General features: G+C 32.4%; 20 protein-coding genes. 18 read left to right on the forward strand and 2 right to left on the reverse strand.

The genetic code is table 11. The features are described 5' to 3' along the window. Positions 1-21 precede the first annotated feature (21 nt). The 4 genes from Q4487_RS13625 to Q4487_RS13640 all read left to right on the forward strand — a co-directional run bounded on the left by Q4487_RS13625 (position 22) and on the right by Q4487_RS13640 (position 3966). A complete protein-coding gene (locus Q4487_RS13625; RefSeq protein ID WP_303543370.1) occupies positions 22-1038 on the forward strand; it encodes a bifunctional oligoribonuclease/PAP phosphatase NrnA in 1017 nt (338 codons plus the stop codon). Then, positions 1035-1580: a gliding motility-associated peptidyl-prolyl isomerase GldI gene (gene gldI / locus Q4487_RS13630; RefSeq protein WP_303543368.1), complete on the forward strand. Its 546-nt coding sequence runs from the start codon at positions 1035-1037 to the stop codon at positions 1578-1580. The genes Q4487_RS13625 and gldI overlap by 4 nt, the downstream gene beginning before the upstream one ends. 20 nt (positions 1581-1600) lie before the next feature. Beyond that, on the forward strand, positions 1601-2776 hold the full coding sequence (locus Q4487_RS13635) for a peptidylprolyl isomerase (protein ID WP_303543366.1): 1176 nt from the start codon (positions 1601-1603) through the stop codon (positions 2774-2776). 125 nt (positions 2777-2901) lie between these two features. After that, a complete protein-coding gene (locus tag Q4487_RS13640) occupies positions 2902-3966 on the forward strand; it encodes a glycoside hydrolase family 5 protein (RefSeq protein ID WP_100895384.1) in 1065 nt (354 codons plus the stop codon). Between the two features lie 80 nt (positions 3967-4046). On the opposite strand, the gene Q4487_RS13645 is transcribed toward Q4487_RS13640, so the two are convergent. Further along, positions 4047-5498, reverse strand: a complete 1452-nt coding sequence (locus tag Q4487_RS13645) for an aminoacyl-histidine dipeptidase (RefSeq protein WP_303543363.1) — start codon at positions 5496-5498, stop codon at positions 4047-4049. A gap of 76 nt (positions 5499-5574) precedes the next feature. Between Q4487_RS13645 and Q4487_RS13650 the strand changes: the two genes are divergently transcribed. The 3 genes from Q4487_RS13650 (at position 5575) to Q4487_RS13660 (ending at position 11061) form a co-directional block, all read left to right on the forward strand. Next, positions 5575-6642: a DUF3810 domain-containing protein gene (locus tag Q4487_RS13650; RefSeq protein WP_303543362.1), complete on the forward strand. Its 1068-nt coding sequence runs from the start codon at positions 5575-5577 to the stop codon at positions 6640-6642. 135 nt (positions 6643-6777) lie between these two features. After that, positions 6778-9735, forward strand: coding sequence for an amidohydrolase family protein (locus Q4487_RS13655; RefSeq protein ID WP_303543360.1), 2958 nt, complete (start codon positions 6778-6780; stop codon positions 9733-9735). Positions 9736-9765: 30 nt separating this feature from the next. Next, positions 9766-11061 carry an amidohydrolase family protein gene (locus Q4487_RS13660; RefSeq protein WP_303543359.1) on the forward strand — a complete coding sequence of 432 codons (1296 nt, stop codon included), beginning with the start codon at positions 9766-9768 and terminating at the stop codon, positions 11059-11061. Between the two features lie 75 nt (positions 11062-11136). On the opposite strand, the gene Q4487_RS13665 is transcribed toward Q4487_RS13660, so the two are convergent. Continuing rightward, complete coding sequence (locus tag Q4487_RS13665; RefSeq protein ID WP_303543357.1) at positions 11137-11946, reverse strand: DUF6503 family protein; 810 nt, start codon at positions 11944-11946, stop codon at positions 11137-11139. A 96-nt stretch (positions 11947-12042) separates the two neighbouring features. On the opposite strand from Q4487_RS13665, the gene Q4487_RS13670 reads away from it, so the two are divergent. The 11 genes from Q4487_RS13670 (at position 12043) to Q4487_RS13720 (ending at position 25492) form a co-directional block, all read left to right on the forward strand. After that, positions 12043-12843 (forward strand): RNA methyltransferase, encoded by an 801-nt coding sequence (locus tag Q4487_RS13670; protein ID WP_303543355.1) that lies wholly within the window; start codon positions 12043-12045, stop codon positions 12841-12843. A 45-nt stretch (positions 12844-12888) separates the two neighbouring features. Next, a complete protein-coding gene (locus Q4487_RS13675; protein WP_303543656.1) occupies positions 12889-14121 on the forward strand; it encodes a M48 family metallopeptidase in 1233 nt (410 codons plus the stop codon). A 43-nt stretch (positions 14122-14164) separates the two neighbouring features. Beyond that, a complete protein-coding gene (locus Q4487_RS13680) occupies positions 14165-16369 on the forward strand; it encodes a bifunctional (p)ppGpp synthetase/guanosine-3',5'-bis(diphosphate) 3'-pyrophosphohydrolase (protein WP_303543353.1) in 2205 nt (734 codons plus the stop codon). A gap of 42 nt (positions 16370-16411) precedes the next feature. Further along, on the forward strand, positions 16412-16861 hold the full coding sequence (locus Q4487_RS13685; protein WP_013619861.1) for a Fur family transcriptional regulator: 450 nt from the start codon (positions 16412-16414) through the stop codon (positions 16859-16861). A 13-nt stretch (positions 16862-16874) separates the two neighbouring features. Then, entirely contained in the window at positions 16875-18146 is a 1272-nt protein-coding gene (locus tag Q4487_RS13690; protein WP_100895375.1) for an adenylosuccinate synthase, read from the forward strand. A 136-nt stretch (positions 18147-18282) separates the two neighbouring features. Then, on the forward strand, positions 18283-20010 hold the full coding sequence (locus Q4487_RS13695) for an OstA-like protein (protein ID WP_303543350.1): 1728 nt from the start codon (positions 18283-18285) through the stop codon (positions 20008-20010). A gap of 7 nt (positions 20011-20017) precedes the next feature. Next, positions 20018-21199, forward strand: coding sequence for an aspartate aminotransferase family protein (locus Q4487_RS13700; RefSeq protein ID WP_303543348.1), 1182 nt, complete (start codon positions 20018-20020; stop codon positions 21197-21199). A 101-nt stretch (positions 21200-21300) separates the two neighbouring features. Then, a complete protein-coding gene (locus Q4487_RS13705; RefSeq protein ID WP_303543346.1) occupies positions 21301-22701 on the forward strand; it encodes a tetratricopeptide repeat protein in 1401 nt (466 codons plus the stop codon). 30 nt (positions 22702-22731) lie between these two features. After that, complete coding sequence (locus Q4487_RS13710) at positions 22732-23745, forward strand: DUF368 domain-containing protein (protein WP_303543345.1); 1014 nt, start codon at positions 22732-22734, stop codon at positions 23743-23745. A 3-nt stretch (positions 23746-23748) separates the two neighbouring features. Beyond that, entirely contained in the window at positions 23749-24768 is a 1020-nt protein-coding gene (locus Q4487_RS13715) for a DUF368 domain-containing protein (RefSeq protein WP_303543343.1), read from the forward strand. Further along, positions 24740-25492 (forward strand): shikimate dehydrogenase, encoded by a 753-nt coding sequence (locus Q4487_RS13720; protein WP_303543341.1) that lies wholly within the window; start codon positions 24740-24742, stop codon positions 25490-25492. The genes Q4487_RS13715 and Q4487_RS13720 overlap by 29 nt, the downstream gene beginning before the upstream one ends. The last annotated feature ends 19 nt before the right edge of the window (positions 25493-25511 follow it).

Here is a 25511-nt window from a genome sequence, read left to right on the forward strand (position 1 = left end):
AAAACACTATCTTTGGTGCTTATGAATATAGAAGATAGTAAAGTGGTGCAGTCGTTACTTAGCTCACCACAAAAAATAGTTATAATACCACATAAAAATCCAGATGGTGATGCAATTGGCTCTACTTTAGGCTTAATGCACTACTTAAAAAACAGAGGTCAAGATACTGTAGTTATTGCTCCTAACGATTTTCCTAAGTTTTTAAAATGGATGCCAGGACAAGAAGAAATTGTCATTTTTGAGAATGATAAAGATCTTGCTCAAAAGCATATTACAGAGGCTAGTCTAATTTTTACATTAGATTTTAATCATTTATCTCGCGTTGGTTTTATGCAAGAAAGTTTAGAAGCAGCAGATGGCACATTTATAATGATAGATCATCATCAAGCACCATCAGACTATGCAAAAGTTACCTATTCTGATGTGCATATGAGCTCTACTTGCGAAATGGTTTACAATTTTATTGAAGATATAGAAGATACTTCTAAAATTACTGCCGATATTGCCAATTGCTTGTATACAGGTATAATGACAGATACTGGCTCTTTTAAGTACTCATCTACAACAAGTAGAACACACCGTGTTGTTGCAGATCTAATAGATAAGGGTGCAGAGAATATGGCCATACATAATAAGGTATTTGACACCAACTCTCCTAGTAGACTACATATATTAGGTTGTGCCCTAAAAAATATGGTTATTCTAGAAGATTACAATACCGCATACATTACTCTTAGCCAAGAAGAATTAGATGAAAATGGCTTTAAAAAAGGAGATACAGAGGGTATTGTTAATTACGGACTTACGTTAGACAATATTATTTTTGCCGTTATTTTTATTGAAAATAAAGACGAAGGAATTATAAAAATATCATTTAGATCTCAAGGAGATTTTTCTGTGAACGAATTTGCAAGAGCTAATTTTGAAGGTGGAGGGCACGATAATGCAGCTGGCGGAAAAAGTGATATATCTCTACAGGAAACAACAGACAAGTTTGTTGGGTTGTTAGACAAATATAAAGATCAATTAAAAGGATGAAAAAAATTATATACTTAGTTTTAGTTTTATGCTTTATTAGTTGTGACGGTCCAGAACCACGTAGACCAATAAAAGTTAAAACAGGTAGTTACATTAAACAATCTATAGAACGTAATAAATTATTACTAGCTAAAGAAGAATCTGCTATACAGGCTATTATTAAAAAAGACTCTACACATACCTATGTAAGTGGTACAAATGGTTCTTGGTATTATTACAATACTAAAAATGAGCAAGAAAAACAGACCATACAACCAGATGATTTGGTTACAATGCGCTATAGCTTATTAAATTTAAATAACGATACTATTTACGGCTTTAATGATATTGGGACTATACAATATAAGGTAGACAAGCAAGAGCTTTTTTTAGGCTTACGCACAAGCGTTAAACTTTTAAAAGAAAACGAAACTGCTACCTTCTTTTTTCCGTCTTCGTTAGGTTATGGTTATCACGGAGATGACCATAAAATTGGCACTAATGTTCCTTTAAAAGCAGTTGTATCAATATTAAAAGTAGAAAAGGATAGTATTCTAAATTAACAACAAACAAAAAAAGTAAAATGAAAAAAAGTTTTTTAATATTATTAATGGCCGCTACTGCAATAGTAGGTTGTAAATCTGGACAATATGCAGATTTAGAAGATGGTTTATATGCTGACATAAAAACCAATAAAGGTGATATGTTAGTTAAATTAGAATACCAATTAGCACCAGTTACTGTTGCTAACTTTGTTTCATTGGCAGAAGGAAAAAGTCCGTTTGTTAGTGAAGAATATAAAGGAAAAAAATATTATGATGGTATTATTTTTCATAGAGTAATGAAAGATTTTATGATTCAAGGTGGTGACCCAACTGGTAGTGGTATGGGCAACCCTGGTTATAAATTTAAAGATGAGTTTAGCGATTCTCTTCGTCATACTAAAAAAGGTATTTTATCTATGGCCAATTCTGGTCCAAAAACAAACGGTAGCCAGTTTTTTATTACTCACGCCCCTACTCCTTTTCTTGATGGTTTAGATGAATTTGGAAATTTAAAAAATTGTGACAACCCAAGAGTTGGTTGTCATTCTGTTTTTGGCGAAGTTATTAGAGGCATAGAGGTTGTAGATTCTATTGCAAATGTAAAAGTAGCAGCAAAAAACAGACCTATAGAAGATGTTGTAATTTCTACTATAGAAATAGTAAAAAAAGGTAAAGAAGCTAAAAAGTTCGACGCTATTAAAGTGATGACAGCTTATTTTGATGAGGAAAAAGAAGAAGAGAAAAAACAACTTGCCCTAGCCGAAGAAGCTAAAAAAACTGAAGCTGCTTTTGCTGCGGAAACTGCAGAACAAATTAAAAAAGCAGAAACATTACCTTCTGGATTAAAAGTACTAGTACTTAATGAAGGAACTGGGAAAAAACCAAAAATAGGACAAAAAGCTTTAGTTAATTATGCTGGCTGGTTAAGTAACGGTACTTTGTTTGATACTACAATGGAGGACGTAGCTAAAAAGTTTGGCCAATATGATATTATTTATAAAATGCACAGTAACGACTTAAGTCCTTATCCAATGGAGTACAGTCCAGAATCTAGGCTAACTGCTGGTTTTAAAGAAGGCTTATTACGTATGAAGGTTGGAGACAAGGTTCGTTTGTTTATTCCTCCACATTTAGGGTACGGTGAACAAGGTGGTGGACCAATACCTCCAAATGCAGATTTAATTTTTGATGTAGAAATTACTGGCATTCAATAGAGTAGAATTCTCTTAACAAAATTTACCATTAAATTAAAGGATCGCGTTTGGCGGTCCTTTTTATTTGTAGTACATTTACTACAAATTAATTCTCCCCATATAACCTTTAATTTAATAACTTTACTATGAAAACAATTGCATTAAAAACAGTATTATTAGCATTTATACTATCTTTTTTGTCCTGTGACAACTCGTCCAGCGACTTATCAGATATAATTAATGGTAACGACACACAAGAAGAGACTACAGACGAAGAAGAAACAAGTAGCGCAAGAGCAAAAACGGTTGTAGACGCCTACGGACAATTAAGCGTTAAAGGAAGTAAAATTGTAAACAAAAATGACAAACCTATTCAATTACGTGGAATGTCTTTATTTTGGAGCCAATGGATGCCTCAATACTACACAAAAGGTACTGTTTCTTGGTTAAAAAATGACTGGAACGCTACTATTGTTAGAGCAGCTATGGCTGTAGAAGATAACGATGGTTATCTTAGTAACCCTGAAAGAGAAAAAGCTAAAGTATTTACAGTAATTGACGCTGCTATAGAACAAGGTATTTATGTAATTGTAGATTGGCATAGTCACCACGCAGAAGATCACTTAAACGAGGCTAAAAAATTCTTTGCAGAAGTTGCTCAAAAATATGGTAACGCACCTAACATTATTTACGAAATTTATAACGAACCTTTAGATGGTGTTTCTTGGAACAATACACTTAAGCCATACCACGAAGCTGTTATTAAAGAGATTAGAAAATATGATCCAGATAACATTGTAATATGTGGAACAAGAGTATGGTCACAACGTGTAGATGAAGTAATTGGTAACGAAATTAATGATGATAACGTTGCCTATACATTACACTATTATGCTGCAAGTCACAAACAATATCTTAGAGATGTTGCTAAACAAGCTATAGATAATGACTTGGCTATTTTTGTTACTGAATACGGAACAACACAATATACTGGAGATGGTTATGTAGACTCTGCAGAAAGTAAAACATGGTGGAAATTTTTAGATGATAACAAAATATCATGGTGTAACTGGTCTATTGCAGATAAAAACGAGAAATCTGCTGCATTAACTCCTGGAGCTAGTGGAAATGGTAATTGGAGTTTAGACCAAGTAACTGAATCTGGAAAATTAGTACGAACAGAATTAATAGAAAAAAATCCTAAGTTCTAATTAGGGTAAAAAATGAAGTTTACTATAAAGCCCCATTTGGAAATTTCCAAATGGGGCTTTTATATTATAGTTATATATTCTTATTCTGGACTATTTTTTAAAACCTCTAAAGTAAATTTCCAAAACTTTTGTACAGATGAAATACTTACACGTTCATCTGGTGAGTGCGCTCCTTTTATAGTTGGTCCAAAACTAATCATATCCATATCTGGGTAGTTTTGTCCTAAAATACCACATTCTAAACCTGCGTGGCAAGCCACAACTTTAGCTTTAGCTCCAAAAACAGTTTCATACTGTGCGCTTAATACTTTTAAAATAGCAGAATCTGGATTAGGATTCCATCCTGGGTATTCACCACTAAACTCTACTGTAAAATCTGCTAATTCAAAAACAGACTTTAAGGCATTAGCTAAATCCATTTTGCCTGAGTTAACAGAAGATCTAGTTAAACATCCTATTTTAACGGCACCATCTTTAACAATAACTCTTGCTATGTTATTAGACGTTTCTACTAAATCTGCAATACTAGCACTCATAGCATACACTCCATTATGTGCCGCATATAAACCACGTAGCATTTTATGCTGTGCGTCCTTCTCCATTACATTTTCTGGCAATGCTACCTCAGATAATGTAATAATTAAGTTAGGCTCAGTAACTTTTAATTCACCTTTTATTGTAGTAACCCATTCTTCAAAATTAGTCAAAAATGTATCTGTTACTTTTATAGCTACAATAGCATTACTTTCTCTTGGTATAGCGTTACGTAAACTACCACCATCAATCTCAGAAATAGCCAAATCTGTAGCTAAACTTGTGTTGTAAAGTAACCTATTCATTATTTTATTAGCGTTACCTAAGCCACGGTGAATATCCATACCACTATGACCACCACTTAAACCTTTAACCGTTACTTTGTAACCTGTAAAATTAGCTTGTACTGGTTCTAACTCATAAATTCTTCTAGCAGTAACATCTACTCCTCCTGCACAACCTATATCAATTTCATCATCCTCTTCAGTATCTAAATTTAAAAGAATATCGCCTTGTAAAACACCTCCTTTTAAACCCATTGCACCTGTCATACCAGTTTCTTCATCAATAGTAAACAAAGCCTCTAAAGCAGGGTGTGGTATATTTGTACTTTCTAACAAAGCCATAATTGCAGCAACACCCATACCATTATCTGCACCTAAAGTAGTTCCTTGAGCTCTAACCCAGTCACCATCTACATACATTTGTATTCCTTGAGTATCAAAATCAAAAACAGTATCGTTATTTTTTTGGTGTACCATATCTAAATGAGACTGTAACGTAACCATTTTTTTGTTTTCTAAACCTGGAGTAGCTGGCTTTCTTATAATAACATTACCAACCTCATCTTTTAAAGTTTCCAATTGTAAAGAAGCTCCAAAGTCTAGCATAAACTGTATTACACGCTCTTCTTTTTTAGAAGGTCTTGGTACTGCATTTAAATCTGCAAATTTGTTCCAAACTGCTTTTGGTTCTAACTCTCTTATATCTTTACTCATTTCGTTTTATTTTCTAAGCTTCAAAATTACATAATAGAAAACGATTTTATGCCCTGTATTGCTTATTTTTGATATAATGAAGTCTAAACTAAAAAATGGTATTGTTCTATTTTTACCGCTACAAATAGTATTGGTAAAATGGTTAGCTAACTACCCTACTTTTATTGAAGAATATTATAGCAATGGTATTTATCAATACACTTCTAAGTTTTTTAGATATTTACTGGGGTGGATTCCTTTTTCTGTTGGCGACATTTTATACGCTACTCTTATTGTACTTACCATTAATTACCTTATCACAAAACGAAAATATATAAAGCAAAAACCTCTCATTTTTTTAAGAAATATAGGGGTAGTATTGTCTATAGCCTATTTTACATTTCATTTTTGTTGGGGATTAAATTATTACAGAGAACCTTTATATAAAACGTTACAAATTAAAGAGAGTCATTCTTTACCAGAACTAGAGTCTTTTGTTTATAGGTTGATAGAAAAAACAAATACTATACATAAGACTATTACAAAAGATAGCACTAAAGCTGTTGTTATGCCTTATAGTAAAGATGAAATTTACAATTTAACCACAATAGGATACAAAGAGTTACAAAAAACATACCCATTATTTAATTACCAAACTTCTAGTTTAAAAACGTCATTATTTAGCACCGGGTTAAGCTATGCTGGTTATGGCGGATATTTAAATCCGTTTACTAATGAAGCTCAAGTAAATGGCAAAATACCTCTGTATAGGTTTCCTGTAGTTGCCGGCCATGAAGCTGGTCACCAAATTGGATATTCTGCAGAAAATGAAACCAATTTTATTGGGTACTTGGTAACTGTTAACAACAACGATACGTACTTTAAATATGCTGCATACTCTTATGCACTTAGTTATTGTTTAAGTGATATTAGGCGAAATAATCCCGAGTTATTTGATGAATTATATGCTAATTTAAATGTAGGAGTTAAAAAAAATTACCAAGAGCTAAGTACTTTTTGGGATAATTATGAAAACCCAATGGAGCCAGTTTTAAAATCTGTATACAGTACTTTTTTAAAAGCAAATAACCAAAAAGACGGAATGAAAAGCTATAGTAGAGTAGTAACTTTGCTCGTGGCTTATCATCAAAAATATCCCTTATAATTAGAAATCCTCTGTTATAGTAGTGCATTTACACATTTACCATCAGTAATTTTAACATTTTATTACGATTTTCAAATACCTGTTTACATATCTTTAGACAGACTAATTTACTAATCAACTCAAAAAGAAACCGATATGAGAATACGACTCCTATCGCTTGCCTTATTTTTGGCAAGTGCTACTGTGTTTGCACAGGATTATTTCCCTACAAACACTGGTGTAAAATCTAAAAACAACAATTACACCGCCTTTACAAATGCAAAAATATTTGTTACTCCTACACAAATTGTAGAAAACGGTACACTACTTATTAAAAACGGAAAAGTTGTACAAGTAGGCAAAAGTGTAACTGTTCCTAAAAATTCTGTTACTGTAGATTTAAAAGGAAAATCTATTTACCCTTCTTTTATTGATATTTACTCGGATTTTGGTATTGCTAAACCAAAAGCCTCTGGTGGAAGATCTACACAATATGAAGCTACAAGACACGGTTATTATTGGAATGACCACGTTATGCCAGAAAACAATGCGCTATCTGTTTTTAAGTTTGATGCTAAAAAAGCAGCTGAATACCAAAAAGCAGGCTTTGGTGTTGTAAACTCGCATATACAAGATGGTATTGCTCGTGGTACAGGTATACTTGTTACCTTAAATGATGATGGTACTAATAGTGATCGTATTTTAGATGACAGATCTGCTCAGTACTTTTCTTTAACAAGAAGTGCTGTAAAAAATCAATCTTACCCATCTTCGTTAATGGGATCTTTGGCCTTATTAAGACAAATGTATTCTGATGCTGCTTGGTATGCAAACGGCAATAGTGACACAAAAGATTTGTCTTTAGAAGCTCTTAATAAAAACAAAGGCTTGGTCCAAATTTTTGAAGCTGGAGACAAAGGGCACGCGCTTAGAGCTGACAAAATAGGAGACGCTAATAACATACAATATGTAATATTAGCTGGTGGTAATGAGTACGAAAGCATTGCTGATATTAAAGCAACAAATGCCACTTACATTCTACCTATAAATTTCCCTGTAGCTTACGATGTTTCTAACCCATACCAAGCAGACAATGTTTCTTTGGCGGATATGAGAGGTTGGAACCAAGCACCATCTAATCCTAAAGTATTAGCGGATAATGGTGTGCCATTTACCTTTACAACTCACGATCTTAAGTCGCCAGCGGCTTTTAAAGATAAATTATTAAGAGCTATAGCTTATGGTTTACCAAAAACTAAAGCTCTAGAAGCTTTAACAACGGTACCTGCACAAATACTTGGAAAATCTAATCAAATAGGTTCATTACAAAAAGGTAGCTATGCTAACTTTTTAATTACTTCGGGTGATATTTTTGATAAAAGTACTGCACTTTATGAAAACTGGGTTCAAGGTCAAAAAAATGTAATTACAAACAAAGATGTTAAAGATATTAGTGGCAAGTATAACCTTGCTATAAATGGTACTACATATAAGTTAGAAATTAAAGGTGCTGCAGATAAACCTTCTGCAACCTTAAAACAAGATTCTACAACTATAAAATCTAAATTTTCTTATAAAGAAGACTGGATAGATCTTGCTTTTACTACTAATGAAGGAGAAAAAAGATATAGAATGACAGGTGTTGTATCGCCTGCATCTGATAATATTAGTGGTAAGCTTGTATTACCAAATGGATCAGAATCTACTTTTATTGCTACAAAAACAGGTGATGTAGACAAAAAAGATAAGACTAAAAAGGATAATGATACTCCAGAGTTATTACCTATAACTTACCCTAATGTTGGTTATGGTTACACAACTAAACCTAAACAAGAAAACATTTTATTTAAAAATGCTACGGTTTGGACTAGTGAAGATGCTGGTATTTTAAAAAACACAGACGTACTTGTTAAAAAAGGTAAAATTGTAAAAATTGGCTCTAATTTAAGTGCGGGTGGTGCTACAGTTGTAGATGCTACAGGCAAACACTTAACTGCTGGCATTATAGATGAGCATTCACATATTGCTGGTTTAAGTATTAATGAAGGCGGGCAAAATTCTTCTGCAGAGGTTAAAATGGAAGATGTAGTAGATAATGAAGACGTAGATATTTACCGTAACCTTGCTGGTGGCGTAACATCTATTCAATTATTACACGGTTCTGCAAACCCAATTGGAGGACGTTCTGCCTTATTAAAATTAAAATGGGGAGAAAGTGCAAATGAAATGATTTATGACAACTCTCCTAAGTACATAAAGTTTGCGCTTGGTGAAAATGTAAAGCAAAGTAACTGGGGTAGCCGTTCTCGTTTTCCACAAACTAGAATGGGTGTTGAGCAGATGTTTATAGATTATTTTCAGCGTGGTAAGGAATACGATGAAAAAAAGAAAAGCGGACAACCATATCGTTATGATGAGGAAATGGAAGTTATTGCCGAAATTATAAATGGAGAACGTTTTATTAGTTGTCACTCTTACGTACAATCAGAAATTAATATGTTAATGAAGGTTGCAGAAAAGTTTAACTTTAGAGTAAATACTTTTACGCATATTTTAGAAGGATATAAAGTTGCTGACAAAATGAAAGAACACGGAGCTGGTGCATCTACATTTAGTGACTGGTGGGCATATAAGTACGAAGTTAACGATGCTATACCATATAACGCTGCTATAATGCAAAGTCAAGGTATTACCGTTGCTATTAATAGTGATGACGCAGAAATGTCTAGAAGATTAAACCAAGAAGCTGCTAAAACTGTAAAGTACGGAGATATGACCGAGTTAGAAGCTTGGAAAATGGTTACAATTAATCCTGCTAAATTATTACACTTAGACAACCGCGTAGGGAGTATTAAAGAAGGTAAAGATGCAGATTTAGTACTTTGGAACAACCACCCATTATCTGTTTATGCAAAAGCAGAAAAAACATTAATAGAAGGTGTTGTTTATTTTGATTTAGAAAAAGACAAACAACAAAGAGCGGCTATTAAAAACGAAAGAAACAAGCTTATTGCAATGATGCTTGAAGAAAAAGAAGGTGGAAAACCAACGCAAAAGCCTATTAAGAAACAAAAACCTAAGTTCCATTGTGACACTATGGATACGGAGTGGTAAACCTAATAGACAACATATAAAATAATAAAAATGAAAAAAATTATATATATACTGCTAGTATTTTGCTTTACAGCAAATGGGTTTGCGCAACAAACACCTGCTAGTCCACAAAAAGAAGCTATTACCATAGAAGGTGCAGTTGCACATTTAGGAGATGGTACTGTTATAGAAAACTCTCTTATTATGTTTGAAGGTGGTAAAATTACCTTTGTAGGAGATGCTAAAATGAAAGTTGCTCGTAAAGGGCAAGTTATAGATGCTAAAGGCAAGCACGTATACCCTGGGTTTATTGCTGCTTGTACCGTTTTAGGATTGGTAGAAGTAGATGCCGTTAGAGCTAGTGATGACCAAGCAGAAATTGGCGGAATGATACCACACGTAAGAAGTTTAATTGCTTACAATTCTGAATCTAAAGTAATTGAAAGTATGCGTCCTAATGGTGTGCTTATGGCACAAATAGCACCTAGAGGTGGTGTTATACCAGGTACATCTTCTGTTGTACAATTAGATGCTTGGAACTGGGAAGACGCTGCTGTAAAAACAGATGAAGGCATACATTTACATTGGCCAAGTTCTTACAGAAGAGGTCGTTGGTGGATGGGTGAGCCAAGAGGTTTACAGCCTAACAAAACTTATAAAAAAGATATTAATTCAATTGTAGATTTTATAGTTAACGCAAAGGCATACAATGAAACTACTGCAAAACCATTTCATCAAGAATTTGCTGCTATGGAAGGCCTTTTTTCTGGTGAGCAAAAAATGTATGTGTATGCAGATGGCGAAAAAGAAATTATTGATGCTATTACTACCCTAAAAGAAAACAAGATTAAAAATGTTGTTTTAGTTGGTGGCTATAATGCTTACAAAATAACAGACTTTTTAAAAGAGAATAATATTCCTGTTTTAGTTAGAGCTATGCACAATTTACCTAGTAACAATGATGATGATTATGACTTACCATACAAAATGGCAAAGCTATTAACAGATAAAGGCTTACTTGTAGGTATACAAAATAATGGCGAAGCTAATTTCCAGAACAGAAACTTGCCATTTTATGCAGGTCATGCAGTTGCTTACGGTATGGATAAAGAAGCAGCCTTACAATTAATTACGAGTAATACTGCAAAGATTTTAGGTATTGATAAAACTCACGGTACATTAGCTGTTGGCAAAAGTGCTACCTTGTTTATATCTGAAGGTGACGCTTTAGAAATGCGTACAAATAAGTTACAAAAAGCCTTTATAGATGGTAGAGACGTGTCTTTAGAAACACACCAAACCGAATTGTACAAAAGGTATATGGGTAAATACAACAGAGGAGAATAGCTGTTTATAGTACTAAACTTAAAAGCCTCCAAAACTTATTGTTTTGGAGGCTTTTTATTTTGTTGCTAGAGTATATTACTCTTGCACTTTACCTTCAACAAAAACTGCGGCTTCAGGTTTTGCAAAAAATGACGCAGGTTTAGCTTCTTTACTTACCGTTACATTTTCAAAAGGAACTGTATTTCTTACCTCCTTTATAACTCCTTCTTCTGCTTTATGCCAGCTAATAGATTTTGGTAACACTAAACCATTAACTGTTTGCCAATCGTTATAATGTATCCAACTGTAGTTATTAGAAACTTCTCCACTTCTGTAACTTACACTATATCCTAACCAAGCCATTTGCTTAGTATCTGGGTCAAAATGTATAAAATACAAATCTTTATATGATGCCCCTACACCAGGATTGTAACTAATTTTAACTCCTGGGTAGCTTTTACCTTCATAAACTACAGGTTCTGTTTCACCATAAATAATTCCGTCATCTGCCAAAACAAATGGCATTGCGTAAAAATAAAACATAAGGTTATGGTAAAATACTGCATCGCCTTTAAAATCCTTATTTTCATCTAACAACCACGTTTTTTCATTAGAAAAACCTATGGTGTGGTTAGGAGTAACTACCTTATCTTCTCTGGTGTGTAAATTAATTGTATGTGTTTCTCTAGCATCTGGCTTTGGAATATCAAAAGTTAAACTTTTCATACTTTTCCAAGTATCCAAACCTCCGTGAGCTTTAAAAACTTCTTGTAACTCTTGTGGGTATGCTGTTACCTCTACCTCTAAATTTTTTTCTTCTTTTGCTTCTTCTTTTGGAGCTTGTTTTTTCTCTTGTTTACAAGAAACAATAAAAATAGAAAATAAGGCCAATGCTAAATACTTCATTCTTTAAAATTTAAATTATTAGTTATCTATATTTATAAGTTACAAATAGTCGTAATGCTAATATATAATTTACAATATTACATTACTTTTGTTGCAATGAATACATTTAAACAAATTACCAGCCTCCAGAACCCGTTAATTAAGAAAACTTTAGTACTTAAAGATAAGTCTAGAGAACGCAAAAAAACTAACATATTTGTTTTAGAAGGCGCTAGAGAGCTTCAACTCGCTTTAAAAGGTGGTTATATTATAGAAACTTTGTTTTTTTGTAAAGATTTAATTTCTAATGAAGCGCTAAATTCACTTACAAAAAACAGCTCTGCAGAGGTAATAGAAGTAAGTTTAGATGTATATCAAAAAATAGCATACAGATCTACTACAGAAGGCGTTGTTGCACTTGTAAATAGTAAAGAACACAACTTAAACAGTTTACAACTTAGCACTAAAAAACCTTTAATTTTAATAGCAGAAGCGCCAGAAAAACCAGGTAATATTGGTGCATTGTTACGTACGGCAGATGCAGCAAATTTAGATGCTGTTATTATTGCTAACCCTAAAACAGACCTTTATAACCCAAACATTATACGCTCTAGTGTTGGTTGTGTTTTTACTACTAAAATTGCAACTGGTACAACAACAGAAATTATAACTTATTTAAAAGAAAATAATATTGCTACCTATTGTGCTGCGTTAACTGCTTCAAAAACATATACTACTATAGATTACACTAGTGGCTCTGCTATTGTAGTTGGTACAGAAGCAACTGGCTTATCTAACCAATGGTTAGACAATTCTACCCAGAATATTATAATTCCTATGGAAGGACAAATAGATTCTATGAACGTTTCTGTTGCTGCTGCTATAGTTATTTTTGAAGCAAAGCGACAAAGAGGCTAGTATTTACTATTTTTACAAAACGAAACCAAACCACCACCTATAACTATATTTATGAGTATTCTTTTTTACGTAATACTTGGTATTATTATAATTCAATTTTTAATAGATGCCATTGTAGATTATTTAAATGCTAAAAAATTTAAAGAAGCTATACCTCAAGAATTAGATGGTATCTTTAATAAAGAAGAGTACATAAAATCTCAACGATACAAAACGGCTAATTATAGGTTCGGTATTTTTTCTGGTAGTTTTTCGGTATTATTAACACTTTCCTTTTTGCTCTTTGGAGGATTTGCTTGGGTAGATAATTTTGCGCGTAGCATAACAAACAACCCTATTTTAATTGCCACTATATTTTTTGGGATAATAATGATAGGCAACAGTATACTAAATGTTCCTTTATCTTACTATAGCACTTTTGTTATTGAAGAAAAATTTGGCTTTAATAAAACCACTAAAAAACTGTTTTTTATAGACTTAATTAAAAGTTGGTTTTTAACTGCCATTATTGGCGGTGCACTTTTGGCATTAGTTATATGGTTTTATAATTGGGCTGGCACTAATTTTTGGGTGTATGCTTGGGCAGTAATTGCTACTATTTCTATTTTTATGAATATGTTTTATAGCAAGCTAATTGTACCGCTTTTTAACAAGCAAGCACCTTTAGAAAATGGAAGCCTTAAAACAAAGATTGAAGCGTATGCTAAAAAAGTTGGCTTTGAACTACAGAATATTTTTATAATAGATGGCTCTAAGAGATCTACAAAAGCAAATGCATACTTTTCTGGTTTTGGTAAACAAAAAAGAATTACGTTGTATGATACACTTGTTAAAGATTTAGATGAAGAAGAGATTATTGCCGTTTTAGCGCATGAGGTTGGTCATTACAAACGCAAGCATATTCTATTTAATTTAACGGCTTCAATTTTGCTTACTGGTTTAACATTGTACATTTTATCAATCTTTATAAATACCCCAAGTATTTCTTTGGCAATTGGTGTTACTGTACCTAGTTTTCATGCGGCTTTAATAGGATTTGGAATATTATACAGTCCAATATCAGAAATTACAAATCTAATAATGAACTACTTATCTAGAAAGTTTGAATACCAAGCAGATGATTACGCAAAAAAAACATATGCTTCTTCCCCGTTAATTACCTCCTTAAAAAAACTATCTAAAACTAGTTTAAGCAATCTTACCCCACACCCTGCGTATGTTTTTATGAACTACTCCCACCCTACGCTAATTGACCGAATTAACAATTTAAAAAAATAATTTTTGTTGATTATTACCAAACTTTAATGTAATTTTAGTTTATATGACGGAAGCGGAAATAGAAAAAGAAAATAAAGAAATTACACGCCAGTATAAAGAATTACTGCGTGTTAGTTACTTAACACTTTCTGATGATGATAAAAAGCTTATTAGATCTGCGTTTGAAATTGCTGTGGATGCACACAAGGACCAACGTAGAAAATCTGGCGAAGCCTATATTTTTCATCCAATAGCTGTTGCTAGAATTGTAGCTTCAGAAATTGGTTTAGATGCTGTTTCTATAGCCTCTGCCCTATTGCATGATGTTGTAGAGGATACCGAGTATACACTTGCAGATATAGAGCGTATGTTTGGAGAAACGGTTGCTAAAATTGTAGATGGTTTAACAAAAATTGCTCACCTTAAAAAAGATATGAACGTATCTCAACAGGCAGAGAATTTTAGAAAAATGCTACTAACCTTAAATGATGACGTTAGGGTTATTATTATAAAAATTGCAGACCGTTACCACAATATGCTTACTATGGATTCTATGCCAGAGTACAAGCAATTAAAAATAGCTTCTGAAACTTTATATATTTATGCGCCACTTGCTCATAGAATTGGACTTTACAATATTAAAACTGAATTAGAAGATTTAAGTTTAAAGTATACAGAACCTGAAGTTTATAATGACATTCAGGATAAAATTGAAGAAACAAAAGAAGAGCAACAAGAATATATTGACTCTTTTTCACATACTATAGAAGACTCCTTAGATAAAGAAGGTTTAAATTATACCATTAAAGGCCGAATGAAGTCTATTTTTTCTATTCGTAGAAAAATGAAAGTTCAGAATGTACCTTTTGATGAAATTTATGACAAGTTTGCTATTCGTATTATTTATAAGTCTGACAAAGCAAACGAAAAGTTTTTAGCTTGGAAAATTTACTCTGTAGTTACAGACAACTTTACACCAAACCCAGTACGTTTAAGAGATTGGATCTCTTCTCCAAAATCTACTGGTTACGAGGCTTTGCACATTACTGTTATGGGACCAGATGCCAAATGGGTAGAGGTACAAATACGTAGCGAGCGTATGCATGAAATAGCAGAAAAAGGATATGCTGCTCACTTTAAATACAAACACGGAGACCAAAAAGAACAAGGTATAGAAGTTTGGCTAAATAGACTGCAAGAAGCATTAGAAAATGCAAATACAAATGCTGTAGATTTTGTTGAGGAGTTTAAACTAAACCTATACTCAAAAGAAATATTTGTTTTTACACCACAAGGAGATTTAAAATCGTTGCCAAAAGGTGCTACGTCTTTAGATTTTGCCTTTCATATACACTCAGAAATTGGTTTAAAAACCAGAGGGACTAAAGTAAATGGTAAGCTTGTGCCTTTAAATACTATTTTACATAGTGGTGACCAGGTAGAGGTAATAACATCAGACAAATCTAAACCCAATCAAAGTTGGCTAGATTATGCAACTACAGCACGTGCCAGATCTAAAATTAAATCATCTTTAAGAGAAGAGAAAAAAGAAATTGCTGAAGAAGGTAAAGAAATTTTACGTCGTAAATTAAAATCGCAAAAAATTGCTTTTAATGAGGATACTATTAATAAAATGGTAGCCCACTTTAAGTTAAAAACAAGTTTAGATTTATTTTACAGAATAGCTACTGGCTCTATAGACAACAACAAAATAAAAGATTTTGCATCGTCATATAGTAATGCTTTTATCAGTTTTTTTAAAAATAGAATTAGAAGAAATCCTACTCCAGAGAATATAGATAAGGAAGAGATTACAGCAAAATATGATCAGCTTGTTTTTGGTAAAGAAGAAGAAAAACTAAAATACAAACTATCACAATGTTGTAACCCAATACCTGGTGATGATGTATTTGGTTTTATTAGTGTAAACGAAGGTATTAAAGTACACTCTAAAAACTGTCCAAATGCCATATCTTTGCAGTCTAACTATGCCTACAGAATTATACAGGCCAAATGGATAGATTCTTCTCAGCAAGAATTTACTGCCAATATAAAACTTACAGGAATAGACAACATTGGTTTAATTAGTGACTTAACTTCAATTATTTCTCAACAAATGCACGTTAACATGAAGAGTGTTAACTTTAGTACAGATGGCGGTACTTTCTCGGGAAAAATTACGGTTGTAGTTAAAAATAATTCCATCTTAATTAAACTTATTAACAATTTAAAGAAAATTAACGGTATAGATAAAGTAGTTAGACTTTAAAATTTACACTACATTTGCAAACCGAAAAGCTGTAGAAATACTATGGGTAGTAACAAAAATCAAGACATTGTAAAAAATGTCTTCACGACTTTTTTAGAAGAAAACGGACACAGAAAAACTCCCGAACGCTACGCTATACTCCAAGAAATTTACGAAAGTGAAGATCATTTTGATATAGAATCTCTTTATATCAAAATGAAAAACAAAAACTATAGAGTAAGTAGAGCAACCTTGTACAACACTATTGAACTTTTATTAGATTGCAAATTGGTACGTAAGCACCAGTTTGGAAAAAATCAGGCTCAGTATGAGAAATCGTATTTTGATAGACAACATGACCATGTTATACTAACAGATACGGGAGAGGTAATGGAATTTTGTGACCCTAGAATACAGTCAATTAAAAAAACAATAGAAGATGTGTTTGATATTAAAATAACAAACCACTCACTATATTTCTACGGAACAAAAAACAAAAAAGAAAACAACTAACCAATTACAAGTAATGGCAGTAGATTTACTACTAGGACTCCAATGGGGAGACGAAGGAAAAGGAAAAATTGTTGATGTATTAACTAAAGATTACGACATTATTGCGCGTTTTCAAGGTGGTCCAAATGCTGGACATACTTTAGAATTTGACGGTATTAAACACGTACTTAGAACTATTCCATCAGGAATTTTCCACAAAAAAGCAATGAACGTTATTGGTAACGGTGTTGTTATAGACCCAGTTGTTTTTGTAAAAGAATTAGAAGGTTTAGACCAGTTTGATATTGACTATAAGGCTAAACTTATTATTTCAAGAAAAGCACATTTAATTTTACCAACGCACCGTTTATTAGATGCTGCTTCTGAAGCATCTAAAGGAAAAGCAAAAATTGGTTCTACATTAAAAGGTATTGGTCCAACTTATATGGATAAAACTGGTAGAAATGGTATGCGTGTTGGAGACTTAGAATTAGAATCTTGGAAAGAAAAATATCGTCATTTAGCAGACAAGCATGAAACTATGATTAGTTTCTATAATGTAGATATACAATATGACTTAGATGAAATGGAAGTTGAATTTTTTGATGCTGTAGAGCGTTTAAAAGAATTAACTTTTATAGATAGTGAAGAGTATTTAAACCAAGCTATTAAAGATGGAAAAACTATATTAGCAGAAGGTGCACAAGGTTCTTTATTAGATATAGATTTTGGTACATACCCATTTGTAACATCATCTAACACAACAGCAGCAGGTGCTTGTACTGGTTTAGGAATTGCTCCTAATAAAGTAAAAGAAGTATATGGTATTTTTAAAGCATATACCACACGTGTAGGTTCTGGCCCATTCCCAACAGAATTGTTTGATGAAGTTGGTGCTAATATGGCTAAAGTTGGTCATGAGTTTGGTGCTGTAACAGGTAGACCTCGCCGTTGTGGTTGGTTAGACCTTGTTGCGTTAAAATATGCTTGCCAAGTTAATGGTGTTACACAATTAAATATGATGAAGGGCGATGTACTTTCTGGTTTTGACAGCCTACAAGTATGTACTGCTTACGAGTATAAAGGTGAAACCATATCTCACTTACCATACAACATAGAACCAGAAAATGTAAACCCTATTTACACAGAGTTCCCTTGTTGGAAAGAGGATTTAACTAAAATGACAGATCCTTCTCAGTTCCCTAAAGAACTAAATGAGTATATAGATTTTCTAGAAAAAGAATTAGAAATTCCTATTAAAATTGTTTCTGTTGGTCCAGATAGAAAACAGACAATTAATAGATAAACATACTAAGCCACATTTTTAAAATGTGGCTTTTTTTTTGCTCTTCTTTAGGCACATAGCTTCATATTCATAAATCTATGCCAATCTGTTATCAGAACAATCAAAAAAAACCTATTTTTGACCAAAATTTTAAGACTTGCTTAAATATAAATTAGTTATTGGTTTAATCTTATTTGTTTTTGGTGTTAACGCACAAGATAAACCCGTAGAAAAAAAACAAATAAACATAGTGCATGGTGCTAACTTTACCAAAAATGAAGTTAAGTACCCAGGCGCATCTATATTTAGTAGAGATAGCCAAAGACAGGTAGAGTTTGAGCATCAAGGTGCTACACTTTGGTGTGATGTTGCTGTTTTTTATCCTAAAAAAAATAAGCTTATTGCTATAGATAATGTTCGTATGCAACAGGGAGACTCTATACAAATGGATAGTGGCAAACTAGAATATTTTGGTGACATTAAATTAGCAAAAGCATCTAAAAATGTAGTTTTACAAAGTCCAGATGCCACACTTACTACAGATACTTTATATTTTGACAGAGAAAAACAAGAGTCTTACTACAGACATTTTGGTAAAATTGTAGATACTGCTAACGTTATAAAAAGTAGAATTGGCAGGTTTTTTATGGAAACCAACAAATACCAATTACAAGACAGTGTTACAGTAGAAAATCCTAAATACCACGTTTTATCTGAGCAAATGGATTATTACACAGATTCTGAGCACGTATATATGTATGGTCCTTCTACAATTACAGGTAAAGACTATGTTATGTATTGTGAGCGTGGTTATTATGACTCTAGAGTAGAAACTGGTTATGGCATAAAAAATACACGCATAGACTATAGTAATAAAATTATTGAAGGCGATAGCGTTTACTTTAATAAACGCAAAAAATTTGCATCTGCTACCAATAACATAGTGGTTACAGACACAGTTAATGATGGTGTTATTAGAGCTCATTATGCAGAAGTTTACAAAGAAAAAGATTCCATATTTGCCACAAAAAGAGCGGTGGCTATTAATGTAATGGAGAAAGACTCTTTGTATATGCACGGAGATACATTAATGATTACTGGCAAACCAGACAATAGAGTTATACGTGCTTTTAGAGATGCTAAATTTTTTAAAACTGATATAAGTGGTAAATGTGATTCTATTCACTTTGATCAAAAAACTGGGATAACACAACTTATTACCAATCCTATTATTTGGAATATTGACAACCAAATGACAGGAGATAGTATACATTTAATTAGTGATTTAGAGACTGATAAATTAGACTCCTTAAAAGTGATAAATAATGCATTTATAATATCACTAGATACTATAAGCAAAACGGGGTATAACCAAGCAAAAGGTAAAAATTTATTTGGCAAGTTTATAAATAACGAGCTAAATATGATAGACCTTGTACAAAACGTAGAGGTTATCTACTATTCCTATAACGATCAAAATGAATTTATAGGTATAGATGAATCTCTTTGTGGCAAAGTAAGCATGCTTATGCAAGAGAATGCTATAGATGTTATTACCTACTTTATAAACCCTAGTGGCCAAACTTTTCCAGAAGGTCAAGAACCAGAAAGAGGTGTAAAATTAAAAGGTTTTGTTTGGTATGGTGATCAGCGCATTTACACTAAGGACGATATTTTTGGCGAAGATGATAACAACCTTGTTCTGCCAGTTATAAGGGGAATTACAAACCCAATAGATATAGATGCAGAAGAACAAGAGCGTCATAAAAACCAAGGAGATCCAATAAATAACCCGCCCAATACCAAGGGAACAAGAAAAAAAGGAATACCTAAACCTACACTATCTAAGCCAGTACCAAGTACAAAACTAAAGCAACAAAAATAAATTACAGGTGAAAAAGGACTTTTTACACTACCAAGCACAAACTAGTCCGCATCCTTTAACTTTACAAGTTTCTAGAGCTAGCGGCAGTTATATTTATGATCAAGACAACAATGCACATTTAGATTTTGTAGCGGGTGTTTCTGCTTGTACTTTAGGTCATTGTCACCCAAAAGTAGTAGCCGCAGTAACTAAGCAAGCATCAGAATATATGCACGTAATGGTATATGGCGAATATGTGCAAGAGCCTCCGGTAGCTTACACTAAACTTTTAGCGTCACTATTACCTTCTAATCTAGAAACTACATATTTGGTTAACTCTGGCACAGAAGCTATTGAGGGCGCCTTAAAATTAGCTAAAAGAGCCACAGGAAGACACAAAATAGTTGCCGCACGCAATTCTTATCACGGTAATACTATGGGTAGTATGAGTGTTTCTGGAGCAGAATCTCAAAAAAGTGCATATAGGCCACTTGTGCCAGGCACAACATTTATTAATTTTAATTCTGATAAAGATTTAGAGAAAATTACAACAGATACTGCTGCTGTAATTTTAGAAACCATACAAGGTGGCGCAGGTTTTATAGTACCTAAAAATAATTTTTTACAAAAGGTAAGAGCACGCTGTACAGCTGTAGGTTCCTTATTAATTTTAGATGAAATACAACCCGGATTTGGTAGAACAGGTAAATTATTTGCTTTTGAGCATTATAATTGTACTCCAGATATTTTAGTAATTGGTAAAGGTATGGCTTCTGGTATGCCTGTAGGTGCTTTTGTTGCGTCTAATAAACTAATGAAAAACCTGCAAACACAACCTAAACTAGGCCATATAACTACTTTTGGCGGTAATCCTGTTATTGCAGCTGCCAGTTTAGCTACATTGCAAGAATTAACTACAAGTAACATAATTAATGATACTTTAGAAAAAGAAAAATTATTTAAAAAGCTATTAAAACACGAGTATATAAAAGAGATTCATGGTAAAGGTTTAATGTTAGCTGTTATGTTAGCAAATGCAGATATAACTAATCATGTTGTAATGCACTGTGCTAAAAACAGACTAATATTATTTTGGTTATTGTTTGAGCCAAAGGCGGTACGTATTTCCCCTCCTTTAACCATTTCTAACCAAGAAATTACCTTAGGATGTAAGCTAATTATAGAAGCTTTAAATTCCTACAAAAAGTAATTTGTTAACTACTTTGTTAATAATATAGGCTACTACAGTCTAAAAAAAGTAACCTAAAACCTTACTTTTATTTTAATCTTATCAAGCAAGAAAGAATTTATATGGCATTTGAAGCTGAAGAAAGACCAGAAAGACCGATAGCAAAATTTGAGTCAATGCTAAAGACAGATGACGTCTACTTCTTTGACGCGGAAGATTTTGAAGACATTATTCACCATTACTTAAATAATGGTAAAATGGCATTAGCAAAAAAAGCCATTAAAATTGGACTAACCCAACACCCAAGTACAATAGAGTTAAAACTTTTAGAAGTAGAGGTTCACGTTTTTGAAAACAACCTTGAACTTGCTGAAAGTATGCTAGATAGTTTACAAACTATAGACAGCAATAACGAAGAAATATACATACAAAGAGCAAATATATTTTCTAAAAAAGATAATCATAATATGGCTATTGAACTTTTAGAAAAAGCATTGTCTTTATCTGAGGACTCTATAGATATACACTCTTTACTTGGTATGGAGCACCTTTTTATGGATAATTTTGAAGAGGCTAAAAAGCACTTTATACAATGCGTTTTGTTTGATGAGCATGATTATGCATCTCTTTACAATATTATTTACTGTTTTGACTTTTTAGAAGATTTTGATGGTGCTATTGTATTTTTAAATGAATACCTAGAGAAAAATCCGTATTGCGAAGTTGCTTGGCATCAATTAGGAAAACAATACATAGAAAAAGGAATGTTTAAAGAAGCTATTTCTGCTTTTGACTTTGCCATTATTTCTGATGATAGTTTTGTTGGTGCTTACTTTGAAAAAGGTAAAATATTAGAAAAATTAAAACGTTACAACGAGGCTATAGAAAATTATGAAATTACTATAGAAATTGAAGACCCTTCTGCTTTTGCTTACTTACGTATAGGAAAATGTCATGAGAAAATAGGTAACACAGAATTAGCCAAACTAAATTACTATAAAACAGTACATGAAGATCCTTTATTAGATAAAGGATGGCTTGCAATTACTAACTTTTATATTAAACAAGAAAATTACATTAAGGCTAAAGAATACATTACCAAAGCTATTAATATAGAAGAAGAAAACTTGTTCTACTGGGAGAAAAATGCATTAATTAATGAAGCACTTGGCTTAGTTGAAGATGCAGAACAATGCTATCAAAAAATGGTAGACCTGGGAGATTGTGAGTTAACAACGTGGTTAAAATGGAGCAGTCTAGCAATAAAAAAAGGAGATCCACATTCCGCTATTCAAATTCTTCAACAAGCTTTAGAATTCTACCCTAATAATGCAAGCATTTTATTTAAAATAGCTGGCTCGCATATGGTACTAGATCAAACCATTAAAACAAAAGAGTATCTGGTTAAAGCATTAGGAGTTAACGCTAAAAAAGCTAGTGTATTTATGTCAGATTTTCCTCAGTTTAAAAATAATGATTGGATTAACAACATTATTCTAGAATTTAGCAACTCTTCCAAATAAATCTATATTTTTACGTTTTTTATTATAATTATGAAAGAACGTAACTTACTACAGTATTTAATTATTACTCTTAAAGGTTTAGCTATGGGAGCAGCAGACGCTGTACCTGGAGTTTCTGGGGGTACAATTGCTTTTATTTCTGGAATTTATGAAGAGTTAATTGATAGTATTAGCAATATTAATTTATCATTATTTAAAACTCTAAAAAACGATGGATTAAAAGCATTTTGGACACAAGCTAATGGAAACTTTATATTGGCTTTATTAACCGGAATAATAATTAGCTTTATTTCGTTTATGCGTTTGGCTAAATACTTAATAGAATACCATCCTGTTTTAATATGGTCGTTCTTTTTTGGTTTAATTGTAGTGAGTATTTACTTCGTAGGCAAACAAATTACAAAGTGGAATGCACTAACAGTAATAGCTTTAATTATTGGTGCTGGTTTAGCTTATTATATTACAAGTTTACCAGCTTTAGCAGCTAATTCTAATCCTTATTATTTACTATTTGCTGGTGCTGTTGCAATTTGTGCAATGATTTTACCTGGTATATCCGGCTCTTTTATATTGGTAATAATGGGCGCCTATAAAACACTAAGTGATGCGTTTCATGATTTTGATTTAAAAAAAATAGCTTTGTTTGCAACAGGGGCTTTAATAGGGTTATTGAGTTTTAGTAGAATTTTAAAATGGTTATTTAAAAACTACCACAACACTACTCTAGCTCTTTTAACTGGTTTTATTTTAGGTTCTTTAAACAAAGTTTGGCCTTGGAAAAAAACAATAACCGTAATGATAGATGAAACAGGAGAAATTGTTCCTTTTGCATCAATATCTGACCTTGGCACACTGGCTGTTCATCAAAAAAATATAAATAATTTTGAATCGCTAAAAACAGTAACGGAACAAAGTATTATACCAATAAAATACTCAGAATTAAACCATTATATAGATCCACAAACAATGGTTGCTATTGCGTTAATGGTTACTGGTTTTTTAACTATTTTTATACTAGAAAAAGTAGCTTCAAAAAACAACTAAACAATGGAACATACTAGAACATTTATAGACAAGTTTCTCCTTGTTGTTAAAGGGCTATGTATGGGTGCTGCAAATAAAGTACCAGGTGTTTCTGGTGGCATTGTTGCCTTTGTTGGTGGTTTTTACGAAGAATTTATATACTCTCTACAAAAGTTTAATTTTAAAGCTTTAAAATTACTTTTAAACGGCAGATTAAAAAGTTTTTACAAATATATTAATGGTACGTTTATTACGCTACTAATTTTTGGTATGCTTGTAAGTTACTTTAGTGTGTCTAAAATTTTAGATTACTTTTTAGAACATAATGAACTCAATGTTTGGGCTTGCTTTTTTGGCCTAATAATTGGCTCTATATATTACATTGCTAAAGACTTTGATTATTGGAATAAGAAAACCATTTTTGCTGCTATAATTGGGTTAATCATAGGTGTATCTATCAGTTTTTTAAATCCTGCTAAAGAAAATGACAATCTGTTTTTTATTTTTTTCTGTGGTATTATTAGTGTTTCTGGTATGACGCTTCCTGGCTTATCTGGTTCTTTTATACTAATATTACTAGGCAACTACGTATTGCTTTTAGTAGATTCTGTAAATGCTTTGTATGATACTTTTGCTGAAATATTTAAAGGTGATTTTAGTTTTACAAAAAATACAGAACGCTTAAATACATTAACAATACTTGGTGTTTTTACTGCTGGGTCTGCGGTAGGTTTGGTAAGTTTATCTCATATTATAAGTTACGTATTAAAACACTTTAAACACATAACTACAGCTGTAATTTTGGGCTTTATAACAGGATCTTTAGGCGTTGTTTGGCCTTGGAAAAAAACGGTTTATAAAGTAGATGCTCTTGGGAATATTTTAATAGACTCTAACGGAAATGAAATTATTAAGAATTATTCTCGCTATTTTCCCGATTTTGTGATTTCTGAAACTTGGTGGGCTGTTTTTTTTGTAGTTATAGGAATAAGTATTTTATTAGGCCTAGATTGGTATGGAAAAAACAGAAAAAAAACAGCATAAATATGGTTTAATAGGAAAAGATATTGAGTATTCTTTTTCTAGAAATTACTTTACACACAAGTTTAAAGATCTTGGGTTAACAGACTGTGAGTATGTAAATTTTGATTACCAGAATATTGATGAGTTTAAAACTACACTAGAAAACAACTCTAATATTAAAGGTTGTAACGTTACTATACCTTACAAAGAAAGTGTTATTCCGTTTTTAAGTAGTTTAGATGCTAAAGCAAAAGCTATTGGTGCCGTAAATACTATAAAGTTTACAGCAAATGGCCTGGTGGGTTACAATACAGATGCGTACGGATTTAAAAAATCTATAGAACCTCATCTTAAAAAACACCATACTAAAGCATTAATTTTAGGTACAGGTGGTGCATCTAAAGCAGTAAAATATGTTTTAGAAGAATTAGGAATAACCTGTACTTATGTTTCTAGAAAAGCGAAAGAAAATCAATTTACGTATACAGATTTAGACAAAAATATAATTAAAATAAATACAGTAATTATAAACTGTACGCCTTTAGGCACACACCCAAATATTACAGACAAAGCGGCTATACCTTATGAGTATTTAGGAAAAGAACATTTATTGTTCGATTTAATTTACAATCCTAATAAAACCGCCTTTTTAAAAGCTGGGGAAACACAAGGCGCAACTATAAGTAACGGGCAACATATGCTAGAATACCAAGCCGAAGAATCTTGGAGAATCTGGAACAGTTAGCACACATAATAAATTAGAA

Origin of the sequence: Cellulophaga sp. 3_MG-2023 (genome assembly GCF_030546975.1) — a bacterium.
In the GTDB taxonomy this organism is placed as follows: domain Bacteria; phylum Bacteroidota; class Bacteroidia; order Flavobacteriales; family Flavobacteriaceae; genus Cellulophaga.

What these genes read in the sequence shown, in the direction of transcription:
- Q4487_RS13680 (WP_303543353.1), top strand. Translation starts at nt 14,165, where the DNA reads ATGACGGAAGCGGAAATAGAAAAAGAAAATAAAGAAATTACACGCCAG.
- Q4487_RS13655 (WP_303543360.1), top strand. Translation starts at nt 6,778, where the DNA reads ATGAGAATACGACTCCTATCGCTTGCCTTATTTTTGGCAAGTGCTACT.
- Q4487_RS13715 (WP_303543343.1), top strand. Translation starts at nt 23,749, where the DNA reads ATGGAACATACTAGAACATTTATAGACAAGTTTCTCCTTGTTGTTAAA.
- Q4487_RS13640 (WP_100895384.1), top strand. Translation starts at nt 2,902, where the DNA reads ATGAAAACAATTGCATTAAAAACAGTATTATTAGCATTTATACTATCT.
- Q4487_RS13645 (WP_303543363.1), bottom strand. Translation starts at nt 5,498, where the DNA reads ATGAGTAAAGATATAAGAGAGTTAGAACCAAAAGCAGTTTGGAACAAA.
- Q4487_RS13705 (WP_303543346.1), top strand. Translation starts at nt 21,301, where the DNA reads ATGGCATTTGAAGCTGAAGAAAGACCAGAAAGACCGATAGCAAAATTT.
- Q4487_RS13635 (WP_303543366.1), top strand. Translation starts at nt 1,601, where the DNA reads ATGAAAAAAAGTTTTTTAATATTATTAATGGCCGCTACTGCAATAGTA.
- Q4487_RS13685 (WP_013619861.1), top strand. Translation starts at nt 16,412, where the DNA reads ATGGGTAGTAACAAAAATCAAGACATTGTAAAAAATGTCTTCACGACT.
- Q4487_RS13650 (WP_303543362.1), top strand. Translation starts at nt 5,575, where the DNA reads ATGAAGTCTAAACTAAAAAATGGTATTGTTCTATTTTTACCGCTACAA.
- Q4487_RS13625 (WP_303543370.1), top strand. Translation starts at nt 22, where the DNA reads ATGAATATAGAAGATAGTAAAGTGGTGCAGTCGTTACTTAGCTCACCA.
- gldI (WP_303543368.1), top strand. Translation starts at nt 1,035, where the DNA reads ATGAAAAAAATTATATACTTAGTTTTAGTTTTATGCTTTATTAGTTGT.
- Q4487_RS13665 (WP_303543357.1), bottom strand. Translation starts at nt 11,946, where the DNA reads ATGAAGTATTTAGCATTGGCCTTATTTTCTATTTTTATTGTTTCTTGT.
- Q4487_RS13660 (WP_303543359.1), top strand. Translation starts at nt 9,766, where the DNA reads ATGAAAAAAATTATATATATACTGCTAGTATTTTGCTTTACAGCAAAT.
- Q4487_RS13670 (WP_303543355.1), top strand. Translation starts at nt 12,043, where the DNA reads ATGAATACATTTAAACAAATTACCAGCCTCCAGAACCCGTTAATTAAG.
- Q4487_RS13690 (WP_100895375.1), top strand. Translation starts at nt 16,875, where the DNA reads ATGGCAGTAGATTTACTACTAGGACTCCAATGGGGAGACGAAGGAAAA.
- Q4487_RS13710 (WP_303543345.1), top strand. Translation starts at nt 22,732, where the DNA reads ATGAAAGAACGTAACTTACTACAGTATTTAATTATTACTCTTAAAGGT.
- Q4487_RS13720 (WP_303543341.1), top strand. Translation starts at nt 24,740, where the DNA reads ATGGAAAAAACAGAAAAAAAACAGCATAAATATGGTTTAATAGGAAAA.